11 protein-coding genes are annotated in these 15,765 nt (G+C 71.2%); 7 read left to right on the top strand and 4 right to left on the bottom strand.

Translation table 11 applies throughout. The features are described from left to right. From ABT381_RS30930 to ABT381_RS30940, 3 genes are all read left to right on the top strand, one after another. A partial coding sequence (locus ABT381_RS30930) for a stealth family protein (RefSeq protein ID WP_351600012.1) occupies positions 1 to 1,605 on the top strand: 1,605 nt, incomplete at its 5' end. A 27-nt stretch (positions 1,606 to 1,632) separates the two neighbouring features. Beyond that, complete coding sequence (gene galE, locus ABT381_RS30935) at positions 1,633 to 2,643, top strand: UDP-glucose 4-epimerase GalE (protein ID WP_351600014.1); 1,011 nt, start codon at positions 1,633 to 1,635, stop codon at positions 2,641 to 2,643. 135 nt (positions 2,644 to 2,778) lie between these two features. Further along, entirely contained in the window at positions 2,779 to 5,100 is a 2,322-nt protein-coding gene (locus ABT381_RS30940; protein WP_351600016.1) for a bifunctional glycosyltransferase/CDP-glycerol:glycerophosphate glycerophosphotransferase, read from the top strand. Positions 5,101 to 5,171: 71 nt separating this feature from the next. On the opposite strand, the gene ABT381_RS30945 is transcribed toward ABT381_RS30940, so the two are convergent. Continuing rightward, the gene (locus ABT381_RS30945) at positions 5,172 to 5,837 is read right to left on the bottom strand and encodes a TetR/AcrR family transcriptional regulator (protein WP_351600018.1); all 666 of its coding nucleotides are present in this window, start codon (positions 5,835 to 5,837) and stop codon (positions 5,172 to 5,174) included. A gap of 157 nt (positions 5,838 to 5,994) precedes the next feature. On the opposite strand from ABT381_RS30945, the gene ABT381_RS30950 reads away from it, so the two are divergent. Both ABT381_RS30950 and ABT381_RS30955 read left to right on the top strand, forming a co-directional pair. Beyond that, positions 5,995 to 6,906: an ABC transporter permease gene (locus ABT381_RS30950; RefSeq protein ID WP_351600020.1), complete on the top strand. Its 912-nt coding sequence runs from the start codon at positions 5,995 to 5,997 to the stop codon at positions 6,904 to 6,906. Between the two features lie 16 nt (positions 6,907 to 6,922). Next, on the top strand, positions 6,923 to 7,720 hold the full coding sequence (locus tag ABT381_RS30955; protein WP_351600032.1) for an ABC transporter ATP-binding protein: 798 nt from the start codon (positions 6,923 to 6,925) through the stop codon (positions 7,718 to 7,720). 71 nt (positions 7,721 to 7,791) lie between these two features. On the opposite strand, the gene ABT381_RS30960 is transcribed toward ABT381_RS30955, so the two are convergent. After that, positions 7,792 to 12,756, bottom strand: a complete 4,965-nt coding sequence (locus ABT381_RS30960; RefSeq protein WP_351600022.1) for an NAD-glutamate dehydrogenase — start codon at positions 12,754 to 12,756, stop codon at positions 7,792 to 7,794. Positions 12,757 to 13,238: 482 nt separating this feature from the next. On the opposite strand from ABT381_RS30960, the gene ABT381_RS30965 reads away from it, so the two are divergent. Beyond that, positions 13,239 to 13,805, top strand: a complete 567-nt coding sequence (locus tag ABT381_RS30965; RefSeq protein WP_351600024.1) for a DJ-1/PfpI family protein — start codon at positions 13,239 to 13,241, stop codon at positions 13,803 to 13,805. Positions 13,806 to 13,882: 77 nt separating this feature from the next. Here ABT381_RS30965 and ABT381_RS30970 read toward each other — a convergent pair whose 3' ends face one another. After that, complete coding sequence (locus tag ABT381_RS30970; RefSeq protein ID WP_351600026.1) at positions 13,883 to 14,551, bottom strand: HAD family hydrolase; 669 nt, start codon at positions 14,549 to 14,551, stop codon at positions 13,883 to 13,885. 126 nt (positions 14,552 to 14,677) lie between these two features. Further along, on the bottom strand, positions 14,678 to 15,184 hold the full coding sequence (locus ABT381_RS30975; RefSeq protein WP_351600028.1) for a DUF6912 family protein: 507 nt from the start codon (positions 15,182 to 15,184) through the stop codon (positions 14,678 to 14,680). Between the two features lie 385 nt (positions 15,185 to 15,569). Here ABT381_RS30975 and ABT381_RS30980 point away from each other — a divergent pair. Next, positions 15,570 to 15,765 (top strand): hypothetical protein (locus tag ABT381_RS30980; RefSeq protein ID WP_351600030.1); only part of this gene is annotated, 196 nt, incomplete at its 3' end.

The following is a 15,765-nucleotide window of genomic DNA, read 5'->3' on the forward strand; positions in this document are numbered from 1 at the left end:
GCGGCCGGCGGCGGCCGGGCGTTCAGCGTGGCGGCCCCGCACGGCGGCCCGCTCGCCGCCTCCGCCGACGCGCAGAAGGCCCGCGAGGTGCTGCTCAAGGCCCAGGACCGGACGGGCCGGCTGGTGCGGTCCGCCGGGCGCCTCGCCGAGCTGCGCGACGACCTCACCGCGCCACAGGTCGCCGACCGCAACCTGGAGCTGGCCACCGACGCGCTCGCGGCGCACGGCATCGGCTACGTCCTGCTGCGCGACGACGCGCTCGCGCACCGGGTCGCGGTGGCCGTGGAGGACCGGGAGCGGGCGCTGGCCGCGCTCGCCGAGGAGCTGGCCGGCGAGCCGGTGTACGGGGAGCTGGTCTCGCCGCGCGGCCACGCGCCGGGTGCGCTGCTGGCCGAGCGGCTGCGGGAGGCCGGCGAGGTCGCGGGGGTGCGCGTCTTCAAGCCGGTGACCAGCGAGAGCCGCACCCTGCGGTACGGCCCGGGGTTCGGCTGCACCGTGGAGTTCTGGGCCCTGGACGAGGACGGCTGGCGGGAGGCCCCGCGCGGTACGACCCTGCTCGGGCCGCGGCTGCCCGGCCTGGAGCCGACGGCCAAGTGGCGGGTCGCCGACCGGGACCACCCCACGCTCGCCGCCTTCACCGACACCCTCATGTGGGACGTCGACTTCCCCGTCGACGTCGTCTACACCTGGGTCGACGACGCCGACCCGGCCTGGCGGGAGCGGCGGGACGCGGCCCGGCGCGCGGCCGGCCTGGCCACCGACCACGTGGACAGCGGCGACGCGCGCTTCCGCAGCCGCGACGAACTGCGCCACTCGCTCCGCTCGCTGGCGATGTACGCCCCCTGGGTCCGCACCGTTCACCTCGTCACCGACGGCCAGGTGCCCGACTGGCTGGACACCGCGCACCCGGGCCTGAAGGTGGTCGACCACCGCGAGCTCTTCGCGGACCCCTCCCTGCTGCCGACCTTCAACTCGCACGCCATCGAGAGCCAGCTGCACCGCATCGAGGGCCTGTCCGAGCAGTTCCTGTACTTCAACGACGACGTGTTCCTGGGCCGTCCGGTGCCGCCGTCGGCGTTCTTCCACAGCAACGGCACGGCCCACTTCTTCCGCTCGCCCACCGCCGTACCGCCCGGCGAGGTCACCGAGGACGACGAGGGCTACTTCGCCGCCGCCAAGAACAACCGGGCTTTGCTGAAGCGGGAGTTCGGCCGGGTCGCCACGCACAGCTTCCTGCACGCCCCGCACCCGCTGCGGCGCAGCGTCCTCGCCGAGATCGCCGACCGCTTCCCCGAGGAGGTGGCGGCGACGGCGGGGAGCCGCTTCCGGGCGCGTACCGATCTCTCCATCGCCTCGTCCCTGCACCACTACTACGGATACCTGACCGGGAAGTCGACGCCCGCGACCATTTCCTGCTCCTTCGCGAACGCCGGCCGCTACGACCACCACACTGTCCTCAGCCGCCTGCTCGCCACCCGCAGCCACAGCGTCTTCTGCATCGGGGACTCCGCCGACGCCGAGGTGCCGGCCGCCGAGCAGGACCGGGTGGTGCGTGCCTTCCTGGGCGCGTACTTCCCCGTACCGTCGCCGTACGAGCGCGGCTGACCCGGAGCAGAAGGAGCGAGGAGCGAGATGACCTGGCTGATCACTGGTGGCGCGGGCTACATCGGCGCGCACGTGGTGCGCGCGATGACCGGCGCGGGCGAGCGCGCTGTGGTCCTGGACGACCTGTCCACCGGCGTGGCGGAGCGGGTGCCCGAGGACGTGCCGCTCGTCGTCGGCTCGACGCTGGACCGCGGGCTGCTGGACCGCACGATCGCCGAGCACGAGGTCGCCGGGGTGGTGCACCTGGCGGCGAAGAAGCAGGTCGGCGAGTCGGTGGAGCTGCCGCTGCTGTACTACCGGGAGAACGTGCAGGGGCTGGCGACGCTGCTGGAGGCGGTGGCGGCCGGCGGCGTCGGCCGCTTCGTCTTCTCCTCCTCCGCCGCGGTCTACGGGATGCCGTCCACCCAAAGCGGGCCGGCCACCGAGGCGGGCCTGGTCACCGAAGACATGCCGTGCGTGCCGATGAGCCCGTACGGCGAGACGAAGCTGGCGGGCGAGTGGCTGACCCGGGCCGTGGGCCGGGCGCACGGCATCTCCACCGCCTGCCTGCGCTACTTCAACGTCGCGGGCGCCGCCTCCCCGGAGCTCGCCGACACCGGCGTCTTCAACATCGTCCCGATGGTCTTCGAGAAGCTCACCGAGGGCGCGGCGCCGCGGATCTTCGGCGCCGACTACGACACCCCCGACGGCACCTGTATCCGGGACTACATCCACGTCGAGGACCTGGCCGACGCGCACCTCGCGGCAGCCCGCAAGCTCGGCGAGCGCGGCCCGGTCCGCGATCTGACGCTCAACATCGGGCGCGGCGAGGGCGTGTCCGTCCGCGAGATGGTCGACCTCATCGCGGAGGTCACCGGATACGGGGACCGGGCCGCCGAGGTGACGGCGCGGCGTCCCGGCGACCCGGCGCGGGTGGTCGCGGCGGCCGACCGGATCGCGGCGGAGCTGGGCTGGAAGGCCCGGCACGACGTGCGCGACATGATCGCTTCGGCCTGGGCGGGCTGGCTGCTGCACCACCCGGAAGCCCGCCACGACTGAACAAAATCCCTACATTTAACAAACAAACACAGAACCAACTCCTCGTCACTTCCGTCTCACAGGTAGCGGTTACCGCCCCCATTTCGGGCAATTCCGCTATCTGTGCCCGGTCCGATACGAGGAGTAGTTACCGCAATGCCCGCACCCGACAGCTCCGCCGCTGTGCCGCGCTTCAGCATCGTCGTCCCTGTCTTCAAGGTGCAGGGCTACCTCCGCGCCTGCCTGGACTCGATCCTGGCCCAGTCCTGGACCGACTTCGAGGTCGTCGCGGTGGACGACCGCTCGCCCGACGGCTCCGGGGCGATCCTGGACGAGTACGCGGCCCGGGACCCGCGCGTGATCCCGCTGCACCTCGCCGAGAACAAGGGCATCGGCAACGCCCGCAACGAGGGCGTGGCGCACGCCCGCGGCGACTACCTCCTCTTCCTCGACAGCGACGACACCCTGCTGCCCGACGCGCTGGAGTCCATAGCCGGCCGGCTGACGGAGACCGAGGACCCCGACGTCCTGGTCTACGACTACGCGCGCACCTTCTGGTGGGGCGAGGCCAAGCGCAACCGCGACGCCGAGGTGCTCGCGGCGCCCGGCCCCGAGGTCGGCACCATCGACGACCGGCCCGAACTGCTGCGCCTGTTCACCGTCGTGTGGAACAAGGCGTACCGCCGCGACTTCTACCTCGCCGGCGGTTTCAGCTTCCCCGACGGCTTCTACGAGGACGCGGTCGTCGTCTACGAATCGCTCTTCAGCGCCGAGCGCATCGCGCTGCTGGACCAGGTCTGCGTGCACTACCGGCAGCGCCGCCAGGGGAACGCCCTGCGCACCCCCAGCCGGGAGCACTTCGCCGCCTTCGACCAGTACGAGCGGCTCTTCGCGTTCATCGAGGAGCGGCCCCCGCTGCACCGCTGGCGGGCCTTCCTCTTCGAGCACATGATCGACCACTATCTCTTCATCCTGGCCCGCCCCGACCGCGTGCCGGCCGCGGCCCGCCCGGAGTTCTTCCGCCGCGCGGCCCAGCACTACCGCCGCTACCTGCCCGCCGACTTCGTGCGGCCCAAGGGCGTGATGGGCGTCCAGTACGACGCGCTCGCGCGCGGCTCGTTCCCCGCCTACACCGCGCTGAAGCTGGCCGCGCGGGGCCGCAGGAAGGCGGCCGGGCGGCTGAAGAAGGTCAAGCACACCCTCGGCAAGCAGGCGTACGCGCGCTTCTATCAGCTCCAGCTGCACCGCCCGCTCGACCCGCACCTGGCCGTCTACGCCGCGTACTGGAACCGCACCCCCGCCTGCAATCCGCTCGCGATCTACGAGAAGGCCAAGGAGCTGGCGCCGCGGATCCACGGCGTGTGGGTGATCAAGAAGGGCATGGAGGACACCCTCCCCGAGGGTGCCGACCACGTGATCGTGGGCTCCCCGCGCTACTGGGAGGTGATGGCCCGCGCCACGTACCTCGTCAACAACGTCAACTTCGCCGACGCGGTCGTCAAGCGCCCCGGCCAGATCCACCTCCAGACCCACCACGGCACCCCGCTCAAGCGGATGGGCATCGACCAGCAGCAGTACCCGGCCGCCGCCAAGGGCATGAGCATGCGCAAGCTGCTGCAGCGCGCCGACCGCTGGGACTTCAGCGTCTCGTCCAACCAGCACACCACCGAGCAGTGGGAGCGGGTCTACCCCTGCTCCTTCCAGTCGCTGGACACCGGCTATCCGCGCAACGACGTGTACTACCGCGCCACCGCCGCCGACGTCCTGGACATCCGCGCGCGCCTGGGCATCGCCCCCGGCCGCACCGCCGTCCTGTACGCGCCCACCGTCCGCGACTACCAGACCGGCTACGTGCCCCGGATGGACCTGGAGCGCGTCACCCGCGAGCTGGGCCCCGACGTGGTGCTGCTGGTCCGCACGCACTACTTCTACGGCGAGAACCCCCGGCTGGCCGAGCTCCAGGAGCAGGGCGCCCTGATCGACGTCTCCCGGCACCCCTCGGTCGAGGAGCTGTGCCTGGCCGCCGACGCGCTGATCACGGACTACTCGTCGATCATGTTCGACTACGCCAACCTGGACCGGCCGATCATCACGTACGCCGACGACTGGGACGTGTACGTGAAGTCCCGCGGCGTCACCTTCGACCTGCTCTCCGGCGAGCCGGGCGACACCCCCGGCGCCGTCGCCACCACGGAGGACGAGCTGATCGCCGCCTTCCGCGACGGCACCTGGGACGGCGAGGAGGCAGCGGCCCGCCGCGCCGCCTTCCGCGCCCGCTTCTGCCAGTGGGACGACGGCCACGCCGCGGAACGCGTCGTCCGCCGCGTCTTCCTCGACCAGAAGCCGACCCCGGAGGTCGTACCGCTCGCGGAGCGCACGGTGGCGCCGAGCCCGCGCGAGGCGGAGGCCGGCGCGGCTCCGGCCGTGACCACCCTGCCGCTGCAGGCCGGCGAGGTGGACGTGGACCTGGCCGGCTGACAGGGATACCGCGCCCCGTAAGGGGCGCGGGGAACTGCGCGACCAGCCACAGCGGGCCCGCAGCCGAGCGCTTACCCGCTGCCCCGCGCCCCGAGCGCGCTCGTCACCGCCGCCGCGAGTTCGTCCAGGTACCCGGCCGGCAGGCCCCCTCGGAGGACCACCACCCGCCAGTACAGCGGCCCCGTGATCAGGTCGAGGGCAAGCCGGACATCCACGTCCGGCCGAAGCTCCCCGCGCTCCACCGCGCGGGACACCATCGTCCGCGTCATGGACTCCTGGCTGTCGTGCAACGCACTCCGCAACGCCTCGGCGATCTCCGGACTGCGCGCGGCCTCCGCCAGCAGATCCGGAATGATCTGCGCCGCCATCGGGTGGCGCAGCGCCCGGGACGCCACCTCCAGCAGCATCCGTACGTCGCTGCGCAGCGCCCCCGTGTCCGGCACCGGCATCCCCTCGGCGGCCAGCGCGGTGACCACGTCCAGGACGAGGTGCAGCTTGGAGCGCCAGCGGCGGTACACGGCGGTCTTGCCGACCCCCGCCCGCCGCGCGATGCCCTCGATCGACATCCGCCCGAACCCGACGGCAGCCAACTCCGCGAACACCGCGGCGCGAATCGCGGCGGTCTTCTCCTCGCGCAGCACGGCCGCGCCGGCCGGCGCCCGGCGCGGCGCCGGCGCGGTCGGATCCTGAGGCGCCTTCGGCGCGACCGCTTCCGACGGTGCTGGGTCCTTTGCCATGCAGGGAGCATAGCGTCGCGACGCAACGGTTGCGTTTCGACGTCCCCGCACCCTAGTCTCAGGTTGCGACGATACGGAGCCGTCTCGTCGTGAGTTCTTCAGCCTCGCGGGCGCCGCCGGCCCCGCCGCGCCCGCGTCCACGCACGAAAGCGGACTGATGTCTCAGACCCTCACGCGTCCGGTCCCCGCCGCCCCGCCGGACCCCGGCCCGCGCGCCCTCGCCGAGAAGTACGGCCTCACGGTCAGCGGCCGCCGCCCCTCGCTCCCGGAGTACGTCCGGCAGCTGTGGCATCGCCGTCACTTCATCTCGACGTTCTCCAGCGCCAAGCTGACCGCCCAGTACAGCCAGGCCAAGCTGGGCCAGCTCTGGCAGGTGGCCACGCCGCTGCTGAACGCGCTGGTCTACTACTTGATCTTCGGCCTGCTGCTCGGCACCCACCGGGGCGTGCCGGACTACATCCCGTTCCTGGTCACCGGCGTCTTCATCTTCACCTTCTCGCAGAGCTCGGTGCTGGCGGGGACGCGGGCGATCTCGGGCAACCTCGGCCTGGTGCGGGCGCTGCACTTCCCGCGCGCCTGCCTGCCGATTTCCTTCTGCCTGATGCAGCTCAAGCAGCTGATGTTCTCCATGGGCGTGCTCGTGGTGATCCTGCTGGCGTTCGGGCAGCTCCCGGGCTGGTCGTGGCTGCTGGCGGTCCCGGCGCTGTGTCTGCAGTTCGTCTTCAACACCGGCCTCGCGATGATCATGGCGCGGCTGGGCAGCAAGACCCCCGACCTGGCGCAGCTGATGCCCTTCATCCTGCGCACCTGGATGTACGCCTCCGGCGTCATGTACAGCTTGAGCGTGGTGACCGCGGGGAAGAACATCCCCGGCGTCGTCCAGTTCCTTCTGGACATCAACCCGGGCGCGGTCTACATCGACCTGATGCGCTTCGCGCTCATCGACTCCTTCACCGCCGCGCAGCTGCCCCCGCACGTGTGGGCCTGCGCCGCCGGCTGGGCGGTCGTGATGGGCGCGGCGGGCTTTGTGTACTTCTGGAAGGCGGAGGAGCGGTACGGCCGTGGCTGAGCAGCAGAAGACCGACCTGGAGCAGCCGGCGGTGCAGGATGCCGCGACCGCGGAGGAGCGTGTCCCCACCGTCATCGCGGATGATCTGCACATCGTGTACCGGGTCTACGGCACCGGCGCGGGCCGGGGCAGTGCCACCGCGGCGCTGAACCGGATCGTGCGCCGCAAGCCCTCCACCGGGGTGCGGGAGGTGCACGCGGTCAAGGGCGTGACCTTCACCGCCTACCGGGGCGAGTCGATCGGCCTGATCGGCACCAACGGCTCGGGCAAGTCCACCCTGCTCAAGGCCGTGGCGGGCCTGCTGCCGGCCGAGCGCGGCCATGTCTACACGCACGGCCAGCCCTCGCTGCTGGGCGTGAACGCGGCGCTGATGAACGACCTGACCGGCGAGCGCAACGTCATCCTGGGCGGACTGGCCATGGGCATGACCCGCGAGCAGGTCCGCGAGCGCTACCAGGGCATCGTCGACTTCTCCGGCATCAACGAGAAGGGCGACTTCATCTCCCTGCCGATGCGCACCTACTCCTCCGGCATGGCCGCCCGCCTGCGGTTCTCCATCGCCGCGGCCAAGGACCACGACGTCCTGATGATCGACGAGGCCCTCGCCACCGGCGACCGCAAGTTCCAGAAGCGCTCCGAGGCCCGCATCCGCGAGCTGCGCAAGGAGGCCGGCACGGTCTTCCTGGTCAGCCACAACAACAAGTCCATCCGCGACACCTGCGACCGGGTGCTGTGGCTGGAGAAGGGCGAGCTCCTCATGGACGGCCCCACGGACGACGTGATCAAGGAGTACGAAGCCTTCACGAAGAAGTAAGAGCCTGAAGACAGGGGGAAGGCCCCGGAGCCATTGCTCCGGGGCCTTCCCTTTTCACCGCTTCACACGGCTCAGCTGTGCTGACGCAGCAGCGTCCGCATCGTGCGCATCGCGACCGACAGGTTGGCCAGGTCGAAGGAGTCCGAGCCCTGGATCTCCTCCAGCGTGGCGCGGGCGCGGCCCAGGATCGCGGCGTTCTTCTCCTCCCACGCCTTGAAGCGCTGCTCCGGCGTGGCCGTGCCGTTGCCGGCCGAGAGGACGTCCGCGGTCAGCGCGGCGTGCGCGGCGAACAGGTCCTCGCGGATGGAGGCGCGGGCCATGGACTGCCAGCGGTCGGCGCGCGGCAGCTCCAGGATGCGGTCCAGGAGCTGGTTGATCCGCAGCCGGTCGCCCAGGTCGTAGTAGACCTCGGCGACGTCCAGCGGCTCCTTGCCGGTGCGGTCGGCGATGGCCACGATGTCCAGCGCCGGGAAGGCCGACGAGAACCCGGCCACCCGGTGCGCCAGCCCCTCCGGCACGCCCGCCTCGGTCAGCTGCCCGAAGATCGACTCGTACCACTCCGTGTCGCTGCCGCGCAGCAGCTTGGGCAGCTCGGCCCAGACCGTGCCGACCCGGTCGCGGAAGAAGTCGATGGTGCCGGACAGCTCCAGCGGCTGCGGGCGGTTGTTGAGCAGCCAGCGGGTGCCGCGCTCGACCAGCCGCCGGGAGTGCAGCCGGATGCGGGTCTGCACCTCGGCGGTCACCTTGTTGTCCAGCGCCTCGACGTCGTCCCAGACCTCACCCAGGTTGAAGATCGCGCGGGCCGCGGTGTGCGCCCGGACGACCTCTTCCAGGGACGCGCCGGTCTCCTCCACCATGCGGTGCAGGAAGCTCGTACCGCCGGTGTTGACGGTGTCGTTGACCATCACCGTCGTGGTGATCTCGCGGTGCAGGGCGTGGTTGTCGACCTGGTCGGCGAACCGCTCGCGCAGCGCGCTCGGGAAGTACGCGTGCAGCAGGTGCTTGAAGTACGGGTCGTCCGGCAGGCTCGTCTGGATCAGCGCGTCGGCCACCGTGATCTTGGTGTACGCGAGCAGGACGGCGGTCTCCGGCTGGGTCAGCCCCCGGCCGTTGGCCAGCCGCTCGCGGATCTGCCGCTCGGAGGGCAGGAACTCCAGCGCCCGGTCCAGCTGACCGTCGCGCACCAGGCGGCGCATGAACCGCTGCTGCGCGTGGAGCATGTTGGAGGACTGGGCGAGGGCCAGCGAGAGGGCGGTGTTCTGCGCGTAGTTGTTGCGCAGCACCAGCGCGCCGACCTCGTCGGTCATCTCGGCGAGCAGCTTGTTGCGCTGCTTGACCGTCATGTCCCCGTCGGTCACCACGGAGTTCAGCAGGATCTTGATGTTCACCTCGTGGTCGGAGGTGTCCACGCCGGCGCTGTTGTCGATCGCGTCGGTGTTGATCCGGCCGCCGTTCGTGGCGAACTCGATCCGGCCCAGCTGGGTCAGGCCCAGGTTGCCGCCCTCGCCGACGACCTTGACCCGCAGGTCCTGGCCGTCGACCCGGATGGCGTCGTTGGACTTGTCGCCGACGTCCGCGTTCGACTCGGCCGAGGACTTCACGTACGTGCCGATGCCGCCGTTCCACAGCAGGTCCACCGGGGCCTGCAGGATCGCCTTCATCAGCTCGGCCGGGGTCATCTTCGTGATGCCCGCCTCGATGCCGAGGGCCGCGCGCACGTGCTGGTTGACCGGGATCGACTTCGCCGTACGGGGGTGGATGCCGCCGCCCTGCGACAGCAGCTCCTTGTTGTAGTCCTCCCAGGAGGAACGCGGCAGCTCGAAGAGGCGGCGGCGCTCGGCGTACGAGGTCGCCGCGTCCGGCTTCGGGTCGAGGAAGATGTGCCGGTGGTCGAAGGCGGCCACCAGCCGGATGTGCTCGGAGAGCAGCATGCCGTTGCCGAACACGTCACCGGACATGTCACCGACGCCGACGACCGTGAAGTCCTCGGACTGGGTGTCCGTGCCCAGCTCGCGGAAGTGCCGCTTGACCGACTCCCACGCGCCGCGGGCCGTGATGCCCATGCCCTTGTGGTCGTAGCCCGCCGAGCCGCCGGAGGCGAAGGCGTCGCCCAGCCAGAAGCCGTAGGACTCGGCGACCTCGTTGGCGATGTCGGAGAACTTCGCGGTGCCCTTGTCGGCCGCGACGACGAGGTAGGTGTCGTCCTCGTCGTGCCGGACGACGTCCTCCGGGTGCACGACCTCGCCGCCGACGAGGTTGTCGGTGATGTCCAGCAGACCGGAGATGAAGGTCTTGTACGAGGCGATGCCCTCGGCCAGCCACGCGTCCCGGTCGACCGCCGGGTCCGGCAGCTGCTTGCCGACGAAGCCGCCCTTCGCGCCGACCGGCACGATGACGGTGTTCTTGACCATCTGCGCCTTGACCAGGCCGAGGATCTCCGTACGGAAGTCCTCGCGCCGGTCCGACCAGCGCAGACCGCCGCGCGCCACCTTGCCGAAGCGCAGGTGGACGCCCTCGACGCGGGGCGAGTACACCCAGATCTCGTATGCCGGGCGGGGCGCCGGCAGGTCCGGGATGGCCTGCGGGTCCAGCTTCAGGGACAGGTAGGCGTGCGGCTCGCCCTGGCTGTTCTTCTGGAAGTGGTTGGTGCGCAGGGTCGCCTTGATGACGGTGAGGAACGACCGCAGGATGCGGTCCTCGTCCAGCGACGCCACCTGGTCCAGCGCGCCGTCCAGCTCCTCCAGCAGCCCGTCGATCAGCTCCGTGCCGGCCCGCTGCCGCCGCGGGGCCATCCGCGCCTCGAAGAGGCTGACCAGCAGCCGGGTGGTGTGGACGTTGTAGGAGAGGGTGTCCTCCATGTACGTCTGGCTGAAGGTCGAGCCGGCCTGCCGCAGGTACTTCGCGTAGGCGCGGAGCACCATCGCCTGCCGCCAGTCCAGGCCCGCGCCCAGCACCAGCTTGTTGAAGTTGTCGCTCTCCGCGCGGCCCGTCCACACCGCCGTGAAGGCGTCCTGGAAGCGCTCGCGGTAGTCGTCGCCGTTCGGGCGCTCCGGCATCCGCAGGCCGAAGTCGTAGATCCACGCGCCGGACCGGTCCGAGCAGCGCAGCTCGTGCGGCCGCTCGTCGACGACCTCCACGCCCAGGCGGTTGAGCAGCGGCAGCACCTTCGAGAGCGAGACCGGCTCACCGGTGCGGTAGATCTTGAAGCGGCGCTCGCCGGGGCCCGCGCCGACCGGCTCGTACAGGCTGACCTCGAAGTCGCGGCCCTCCTCGGCGGTCCACAGCTTCTCCAGGTGCTGGAGGTCGGCGACCGCGGCGCGCGGGGAGTTGTCGGCCTTGTAGCCCTCGGGGAACGCCTGGGCGTAGCGGCGCAGCAGCTCGGCCGCGCGCTCCTCGCCGCACTCGGCGTTCAGCGCCTCGGCGAAGCCGTCGGCCCAGGAGCGGGCGGCGTCCACCAGCCGCGCCTCGATGCGGTCGACGTCGGCGTCGGTGAGGTCGGGCAGCGTGGCGCCCGGCTCGACCCGGATGACGAAGTGCAGCCGGGAGAGGATCGACTCGGTGTTCCAGGCGGTGAAGTCGACGCTGGTGCCGCCGAGCTCCTCCTTGAGGATCTCGATCAGGCGCAGCCGGACGCCGGTGGTGTAACGGTCCCGCGGGAGGTAGACCAGCGCGGAGTAGTAGCGCCCGTACTCGTCCTGGCGCAGGTACAGCCGCAGCCGGCGGCGCTCCTGGAGGTAGAGCACGCTGGTGGCGATCGCGCGCAGCTGGTCGACCGGGGTCTGGAACAGCTCGTCGCGCGGGTAGGTCTCCAGGATCTGGAGCAGGTCGCGGCCGTCGTGGCTGTTGGGCGAGAAGCCGGCGCCCTCCAGCACCTCGGTGACCTTGCGGCGGATGACCGGCACCCGGCGCACGGACTCGGTGTACGCGGCGGAGGAGAACAGGCCCAGGAAGCGCCGCTCGCCGACGACGTTGCCCTGCGCGTCGAACTTCTTCACGCCGACGTAGTCGAGGTAGGAGGGCCGGTGCACGGTCGCACGGCTGTTCGCCTTGGTGAGGATCAGCAGCTTGTGCTCGCGGGCCTTCTTGCGGGCGTCCCTGGGGAGCCGGTTGAAGGACGGGGAGACGGGGTGGCCCTCGTCGTCCTCGTGGTGCTGGGGGTCCGAGCGGAGGATGCCGAGGCCGGTGCCCGGCACGGCGGTGAGCACGTCCTCCTCGCCGTCGGTCTCGCCGGGCGCCGAGGTCAGCTCGTACTCGCGGTAGCCGAGGAAGGTGAAGTGGTCGGCGGACAGCCAGCGCAGCAGCTCGCGGGCCTCCTCCACCTCACGGTCGCGCAGGTCGTCGGCGGTGGGCTCGGAGGGCAGCTCGTCCGCGATGCGCAGCGCGGCGTCGCGCATCTTCTCCCAGTCCTCGACGGCCTCGCGCACGTCGTTGAGGACCCGCAGCAGATCGGCGGTGATCTGCTTCAGGTCGGACCGGTCGGTCTCCCGGTCGATCTCCACATGGATCCAGGACTCCACCAGCGCGTCGTGCGGCAGCTCGGCGTCCTTGGCCTTGCCGGGGGTGCCGTGCGCGTCGTCCTCGGCGTCCAGGACCTCGATCAGCTTGCCGGTGACGTCACGCCGGACGACGACCTGCGGGTGGATCACGACGTGGATGCCGCGGCCCTGCCGCGACAGCTCGTTGGTGACCGAGTCGACCAGGAACGGCATGTCGTCGGTGACGACCTCGACGACCGAGTGGCTGCAGGTCCAGCCGTTCTCCTCGACGCTCGGGGTGTGGACTCTGACGTTCGCCGTGCCCTGCGGCCGGACGCCCGCCAGCCGGTAGTGCGAGAGTGCCGCGCCGAAGACGTCGACCGGGTCGCGCCCGGTGAGGTCCTCCGGAGCGGTGTGCAGGTAGTAGCGCTGGAGGTATCCACTGAGGGTGTCCGGGTCGAGACCCGGTACCGGTGACTGCCCTCCCGCCGGTCCGCTCTCAGCGACCCTGGCGGCCTTCGTGAGCAGCTCGGTCTTGGCTTCGTCCAGCTTGGTCTGCATGTCCTCTGGCTCCTGTCGCGCGCCGTTGCGTGACGTTGTGGAAATAAGCGGATACGGCACAACGCCGGACCGACGCGTAAGGGACCCCCGGGACGGGCCCGGGAGCATGTCCGGTCGGAATCGACGCTATGCCGCGATGAGGGGCGACCGGGGCGGAATTGGCCAGATTTGGCATTCCTGGCACCTGGTCGTAACGAGAATGATCAACGGCCGCCCGGGCACCGTGGTGTCCCGGGCGCGGAGCAGGGGCCTCGACGCCCCCGCGGGTTATCGCGCTGATCACGATGCCAGGCTATCGCTCCCTGCCGGGGAGTAGTCATGGGCCTTGTGTGTACAAAACCACACCTGCTTCTTTGCCGGTATGGACAGAGACGTACCCCGTCCGGTCACACTCGGTCGTCCGCAGGGGGTCTTGGCAACCGCTCGGAACCGGAGGACCTTGAGCGGGACGGAGTCGGAAGCGAGCCGCGCGGAGGTACGCCATGGCAGCCAGGATCCTGATCGTGACCGGGGACGCGGCCGAGTCCCTGGAGGTTCTCTACCCGTACCAGCGGCTGCGCGAGGAGGGGTACGACGTCCACATCGCGGCCCCCGCCCGCAAGACGCTCCGCTTCGTCGTCCACGACTTCGAGCCCGGCTTCGACACCTACACCGAGAAGCCCGGCTACACCTGGCCGGCGGACCTGGCGTTCTCCGAAGTCGACCCGGGCGCTTACGCCGCTCTGGTGATCCCCGGCGGCCGGGCACCCGAATACCTGCGCAACGACGCCGAGCTGCGCAAGGTGATCAAGGCGTTCTTCGACGCCGACAAGCCGGTCGCGCAGATCTGCCACGGCCCCCTGCTGACCGCCGCGATCGGCCGCCTGAACGGCCGCCGGGTGACCTGCTATCCCGCCCTGGAGATGGACATGCAGGCGGCGGGCGCCGGCTTCCGCGACGCCGAGGTCGTCGTCGACGGCACCCTGGTCTCCTCCCGCGCCTGGCCGGACCACTCCGCCTGGATGCGCGAATTCCTGAAGGTCCTGCGCGCCAAGGCACCGGCGATGTGACGGCCGCTCCGCCGCGGCGGCGCGCGCGGGCCCTGCGGGGCGGCGTCACGCGTCGGGGCAGCGGCCCGGTCCCGCCCTCAGATGACCAGTCGCTCCGCCGTCTCGACGGCCGCCGCCAGGCTGTCGACGACCGGCACCCCGGCCTCCAGGAGGCTGGCGCGGCTGTGCGAACCGCCCGTGTACAGCACCGCGTGGGCACCCGCGTCCCGGGCCGCCACCGCGTCGTCCACGGCGTCGCCGATGACGACCGTACGGCCGGGATCGACGCGCGCGCCCTCCAGCGCCGCGAGGTGCCGCACCATGTGCGCGCTCTTGCTGCCGCCGGACGGCCCGGTCCGGCCGTCCACCCGTATGAAGTGCGACTCGATGCCGAAGTCGCGCACCAGCGGCAGCAGCTCGTCGTGCCCGTACATGCTGAGGATCGACTGGCTGCGCCCGGCCGTCCGCCAGCTCTCCAGCAGCATCTCCACGCCCTCGGCCAGCGCGCACGCCTCCCGCCGGAGCGTGTAGTGCCGGTGGAACGCCTCGTCCATGACCGCCCACTCGCCGTCCGTGGGCAGCCGCCCCATCAGCCGCTCGTAGAAGCGCGGGATCGGCACGCAGTACAGCTCCCGGTACCGCTCCAGGGTGATCGGGGGCAGGCCGATCTCACCGAACGCGGCATTGGTCGCGCCGATCACGGCGTCGATGTCGTGAAAGAGCGTGCCGTTCCAGTCCCAGACGATGTGCGTCGCGTGCTTCCCCATGCAAGGAAAGTACCCGGCACCACCGACAATCCTGCCGTCGCTTCACGAACGCGCAGGTCAGGACGGTACGAGGAGCAGAACGGTACGCGGAGTCAGAACGGTACGCGGAGGCCGACCCGGGCCCGGTCAGGCGATCAGGTTCGGGATCTCCTGGACGCCGAACCACATCAGCTCGTGGTCCTCGGCCCCGTCCACCGTGAACTGCGCGTCGTCGTCCCCCTGGTCCGCCGCGCCCAGCGCCGCGGCCGCCGCCGTGACGTCCGCCTCCGCGTCACCGGAGTCGACGTGCACCGCCGCCGCCTTCTTCAACGGCACCGGCCCGGCCACCCGCACGGCGCCCAGCGCCGACGCGTCCAGCCCCCGGTCGGGGTCCATCGACGCGGCGCCGTCGGCCACGTCGACGGCCACCACGACACGCTTCCGGGGGGCCTTCGGATCGGTGGCCAGCAGCCGCAGCGACGCCTGCGCGGCACGGTTCAGCGCGGCGTACTCCAGCTCCTCGATGTCGTCGGAGACGTACCACTCGCGCAGCGCGGGCGTGACGGCGAAGGCGTCCAGCGGGCCGGACCCCAGCTCGCCCGCCTTGTACGCCTCTGCGAGACCGGGGAGCGTCAGGGGGACGTAGACACGCATGGTGGCCGCCACTTTCGTTCGGACTGCTGGGTACTGGCTCGGTTGGGGCGCAGGCAGCCAGCATACGGGCGGGGGTCCCCCTTCGTGCTGCCGGTACGGCCCTCCCGGGCGCCCCGCCGGACACCCGCCGTGGCCTGTTCCCGTCGCTCCCGTACGCCTCCCGTCACCCTGATAGGTGAATCTTCCGGCGCCCGCGGCCCCGCCCCCGACCGCCTTGCCGCGCCTGCTGCCGCCTCGGTAGAAGAGCCCCACCACAGGAGCTACTGCCCGGTATCCCAAGGGCCCGGCAGAACGGGGGATCTCCATCATGAACACGTCCACGCGTACTTCCACGTCCACGCGCACTTCCACTTCCGCGGCCACGCCCACGCCCGTCTCGAGGCCCGTGTCCAGGCCCGGCACCCGCCGCGACAGCCGCCGCCCCGGCGGCCCGCGCACCGCGCCCCGCCTCCCGCAGGCCGCTCCCTCACAGGCGGCTCCTTCGCAGGCCGCTCTCGCGCAGGCCGCTCCGCAGCACGCCTTCTCGCGCTTCTTCCGCCCGGTGATCTCGCTGCTCAACACCGTGGCCAACCGCCTCGTGC

Origin of the sequence: Streptomyces sp. NPDC000151 (assembly GCF_040301705.1) — a bacterium.
Classification (GTDB): Bacteria; Actinomycetota; Actinomycetes; order Streptomycetales; family Streptomycetaceae; genus Streptomyces.

Excerpts from the sequence above, each read along its gene's own strand:
- ABT381_RS30940 (WP_351600016.1), top strand. The coding sequence starts at position 2,779 with ATGCCCGCACCCGACAGCTCCGCCGCTGTGCCGCGCTTCAGCATCGTC.
- galE (WP_351600014.1), top strand. The coding sequence starts at position 1,633 with ATGACCTGGCTGATCACTGGTGGCGCGGGCTACATCGGCGCGCACGTG.
- ABT381_RS30945 (WP_351600018.1), bottom strand. The coding sequence starts at position 5,837 with ATGGCAAAGGACCCAGCACCGTCGGAAGCGGTCGCGCCGAAGGCGCCT.
- ABT381_RS30960 (WP_351600022.1), bottom strand. The coding sequence starts at position 12,756 with ATGCAGACCAAGCTGGACGAAGCCAAGACCGAGCTGCTCACGAAGGCC.
- ABT381_RS30975 (WP_351600028.1), bottom strand. The coding sequence starts at position 15,184 with ATGCGTGTCTACGTCCCCCTGACGCTCCCCGGTCTCGCAGAGGCGTAC.
- ABT381_RS30970 (WP_351600026.1), bottom strand. The coding sequence starts at position 14,551 with ATGGGGAAGCACGCGACGCACATCGTCTGGGACTGGAACGGCACGCTC.
- ABT381_RS30950 (WP_351600020.1), top strand. The coding sequence starts at position 5,995 with ATGTCTCAGACCCTCACGCGTCCGGTCCCCGCCGCCCCGCCGGACCCC.
- ABT381_RS30965 (WP_351600024.1), top strand. The coding sequence starts at position 13,239 with ATGGCAGCCAGGATCCTGATCGTGACCGGGGACGCGGCCGAGTCCCTG.